Here is a 4,098-nt window from a genome sequence, read left to right as displayed (position 1 = left end):
TGGACCTGGACCAGCGCCGCGACTGGCTCACCCTCTTCCCCTTCTACGAAACCCGCCGCCCCGACACCTACACCCCCCTCACGGCCCCTCGGAGAGCGGGCCCGCGACGGCCGCCTGCAGCGCGGGCAGGAAGTCGGTCGGGACGACGAACATCGTCCGGCGCATCGCCAGGAGGCGCAGCAGCGTCCGGTCGTCGTAGAGCGCCTTCTCGACGTGCCCCGGCTCCGCGGTGCGGCTGCGCGCCGCGACCTGCAGGAACACCGAGGCGGGGTCGGTCGCGTGCAGCGCGGTCAGCGACCGGGCGATCGCCAGGGGGTCCTCGGTGCGCCCGCTCGCGGCGAGCCGGTGCCGGATGCCGAGGCGGGCCCGCCGCTCGGCGACGCTGATCGAACGCATGAGCGAATCCTAGTGCCCGCGTGCCCCCGCCGCACCAGGAAACGATCAGGCGGTGGGGCGCGGGGCGGTCAGTGCGCGAGGCGGGCCGCGGCGGACGCGCGCACCTCGGGACTCTCGGGCGCGTCGTGCTGGAGGCGCTGCAACCGGGTCCGGGTCTCCTCGGTGATCGGCGCCGCCTCGGCGGCCGTCCGCCGGACCGGCTCCTCGCAGTCCCACAGGCCCTCGACCGAGTAGGCCTCGGCGGTGTGCGGGGCGGTGCGGACCAGCGCGGTCAGGACGCGGCGCCGCAGGTGCGCGTACTCGGTGCCGGTCCAGGCCGACTTCAGCAGCGGGACGGCCTGCCCGGCGCGCAGCCGGCCGAGGCCCTCGACGGGCTCGGCCGCCGCGCCCCAGTCGCCGCGTTCGAGGGCGTCGGTCAGCTCGTCCATGAGCAGGGGGATGTCCTGGCGGGTGCCGTGGTTGGCGATCATGCGGAGGCCGACGTACGCGCAGGGCCCGGAGGACGACGCCCACTCGCGCGCCCGGGGGAGGGCCTCGGGGCCGTAGAACTCGACCGCCTTGCCGACGGCTCCTATCCACCGCGGCCGGCGCTGCGGCAGCAGCTCCTCGGCCAGGTCGAGCAGCGCGGGGACGCGTCTGCGGCCCAGCTCGAACAGGGCCGCCACCGAGACGTCGTCGCCCTGGCGGGCCAGCTCGACCAGCTCGGTGTCGGAGGGCCCGCCGTCACCGCCGCCCACCCGGGCGGCCCCTCCGAAGCGCGCGAGCCGGTCGCCCGGACCGCGCCGCGGCCCCACCGGACGCCGCGCGAGCCGGCCGCGCTGCTCCTCGACCGCGGCCGCGATGCGCGGCTTGCGCGCCGCCCACATCTCCAGCACCGGATTGCCCGCCTGGAGCGCCGCCAGCTCCGCCAGCTCGTGGTCGTCGCAGCGCCCGTCGGCCAGGTCGTCCAGGTCCCAGGCCAGCGCCGGGTCCCGCAGCCCGACCAGCAGCGACAGCGCGTCGAACCAGTGCGCGCCGCCGTCGGCGTACCGGCGCAGCGGCTCGGCGGCCTCGCGGCGGCTCAGCCGGACCAGGTCCGCCAGCGTCTCCAGCGCGAGCCCGACCCGGCGGCCGGGCTGCCGGACGTCCTCGTCGGCCTGGTCGGCCGGGTCGAACAGGTGCTCGGCGACCGGCCCGACCGGCAACTCGAGATCGACCATCAACCGCGCGTAGTACAGGCCGCGAGACTCGCACCGACCGTCCCACCGGGGGTCCCGGCGCACACAGTCGTACACGTACTCACCGGCGCCGGGCCGCTCGGCGGCGCGGCGCGCCGCCCTGCCGAGTCCACGCTGGAGCTGCCCGTGAAGGGTGCTCGCCGATTCCACCACGACCTCGTTGTTCACCCCGCCAGAATGCGCACTCGACCAGATATCGGGCAAGTGCTTTCCCGGGCCGCGACCCGTCCGTACCCCGCCGGACCGGCCGCGAACCCCTGCCGAACCCCCTGCCGAACCCTTGCTGAGAACCCCGTCAGATCTTGCGCTGCGCCACCCAGGACGCGTGCAGGTCGGCGTACACGCCGGGCTCCTTGACCAGCTCGGACGCGGGCCCGCGCTGCACGATCCGGCCCTTGTCGAACACGATGACCTCGTCCGCCGCCTCGGCCGTGGACAGCCGGTGCGCGATCGACACGGCCGTCCGGCCCCGGGTCACGCCGTCCAGGGCGCGCTGGATGCGCACCTCCGTCGCCGGGTCCACCGCCGAGGTCGCCTCGTCCAGCACCAGCAGGTCCGGGTCGGCGATGTAGGCGCGGGCGAGCGCGACCAGCTGCCGCTCACCCGCCGACAGCGACTCGCCGCGCTGCCCCACCGGCGTCGCCAGGCCCTGCGGAAGGCCGTCCAGCCAGTCCGCCAGGCCCAGCTCGGTGAGCGCCAGCCGCAGGTCGGCGTCCGAGGCGTCCGCGCGGCCGTACCGGATGTTGTCGGCCAGCGACGCGTCGAACAGGAACCCGTCCTGCGGCACCATCACGATCCGCTCCCGCAGCGACGAGAACCGGACGCGGCGCAGCGGCACCCCGTCCACCCGCACCTCGCCCTCGACGGGGTCCATCAGCCGCGTCAGCAGCTTGGCGAAGGTCGTCTTGCCCGAGCCGGTCTCCCCGACGATCGCCACCCGCGAGCGCGGCGCGATCCGCGCGTCCACCCCGTGCAGGACGGGCGGCCCGCCCGGATAGGCGAACCCGACCCCCGCGAACTCGACCTCGATCGGCCCGCGCGGCAGCGTCTCGCCGTCCGCGCCGGGGTCGGCGACGTCCGGCTCGGTGTCCAGCACCGACAGCACCCGCCGCCAGCCCGCGATCGCGTTCTGCGCGTCGTTCAGCACCTCGGTCGCGGTCTGCATCGGCGACACGAACAGCGTCACCAGGAACAGGAACGCGATCAGCTCGCCCGCGGACAGGTGCCCGCCGAGGCCGAGCAGCGTCCCGCACACCACCACGGCGGACGTCGCGAGCGCCGCGACGAGTTCGCTGGACGGGAACGTCATGGCGATCAGCCCCTGCGCGCGGGTCTGCGCGGCCCGGGTCGCGTCCACCGTCTCGTCCACCCGGCGCGCGGTGCGCTCCTCCGCGCCGTACGCGCGGATCACCGCCGCGCCGACCACGCTCTCGCTGACCACCGACAGCAGGTCGCCGGTGCGCTCGCGGACCCGGGTGTACGCGGCGGAGATCATCCGCTGGAACCGGCGCAGCGCCCACGCCAGCGGGACGAACGAGACCCACACCAGCAGCATCAGCGGCCACGAGTAGACCGCCATCAGCACGCTCGCCACCACCAGCTGCCCGGCCGACACGATGATCATCAGTCCGCCGAACTGCATGAACTGGCTGATCTGGTCGACGTCGCCGGTGACCCGGGACACCAGGGCGCCGCGGCGCTCCCCGCTCTGCGTCAGCATCGACAGGTCGTGGACGTGCCGGAACGCCCGCACCCGCAGCGCCGCCAGCCCGGTCTCGCTGCTCTTGTACAGCCGGATGTTCATCAGGTACGCGCAGACGGCCGTGATCAGCACGCCGACCGCGCACAGCGCCACCGCCGTCCGGATGAACGGCAGGTCCGGATGGCCGCCGTCCTTCCCCAGCCCCCTGTCGATCACCTGCTGCACCGCGACCGGGACCACGATCCGGCCCGCCGTCGCGACCAGTGCCAGCAGCAGCGTCCCGGCCAGCCCGGCCCGGAACTCGGGGCCGATCCGCAGCCCCCGCCGCAGCGTGCTCAGCGCGCTCTCGCTCGCGGCGGCCTCACTCAGCGCGGTCATGCCCTGTCTCCCACTCCGCCGGTCTCCACACTCTCGTCCTCGCCGCCCGCGACCGCGCCGGCCTCGGCCTCGGCGTCGAGGGCCTCCTGCTCGGCCTCGGCCCGCTCGTAGGCGTTCACCAGGTTCCGGTAGCCCTCGGAGCGTTCCAGCAGCTCCGCGTGCGGGCCCCGCGCGGCGACGCGGCCGTGCTCGATGAACACCACCTCGTCGGCCAGCGCGATCGTCGCCTTCCGGTAGGCGACCACGACCACCGTCGCCGCCCCGCTCTCCTCCGACTCCCGCAGCCCCGCCAGGATCCGCTGCTCGACCTGCGGGTCCACCGCCGAGGTCGCGTCGTCCAGTACCAGCAGCCGGGGCCTGCGGACGACCGCCCGCGCGAGCGCCAGGCGCTGCCGCTGCCCGCCG

Annotated in this window: 4 protein-coding genes; all 4 read right to left on the bottom strand. The window is 75.2% G+C overall.

Features of this window, described 5'->3' with window-relative positions:
* Positions 1 to 78: 78 nt before the first annotated feature.
* A complete protein-coding gene (locus tag AB0J52_RS30390; protein ID WP_500186091.1) occupies positions 79 to 396 on the bottom strand; it encodes a DNA glycosylase AlkZ-like family protein in 318 nt (105 codons plus the stop codon).
* A gap of 68 nt (positions 397 to 464) precedes the next feature.
* Positions 465 to 1,781: a HEAT repeat domain-containing protein gene (locus tag AB0J52_RS30385; RefSeq protein ID WP_500186090.1), complete on the bottom strand. Its 1,317-nt coding sequence runs from the start codon at positions 1,779 to 1,781 to the stop codon at positions 465 to 467.
* Positions 1,782 to 1,908: 127 nt separating this feature from the next.
* Positions 1,909 to 3,693: an ABC transporter ATP-binding protein gene (locus AB0J52_RS30380; RefSeq protein ID WP_500186088.1), complete on the bottom strand. Its 1,785-nt coding sequence runs from the start codon at positions 3,691 to 3,693 to the stop codon at positions 1,909 to 1,911.
* On the bottom strand, positions 3,690 to 4,098 hold a 409-nt coding region (locus AB0J52_RS30375; protein ID WP_500186087.1), incomplete at its 5' end, for an ATP-binding cassette domain-containing protein. The genes AB0J52_RS30375 and AB0J52_RS30380, both read right to left, overlap by 4 nt.

The sequence above is a fragment of the Spirillospora sp. NPDC049652 genome (assembly GCF_040675125.1).
Taxonomy (GTDB): domain Bacteria; phylum Actinomycetota; class Actinomycetes; order Streptosporangiales; family Streptosporangiaceae; genus Spirillospora.
The sequence above is the reverse complement of the archived record's forward strand: the minus strand, read 5'-3'. Positions and strand labels throughout refer to the sequence as shown.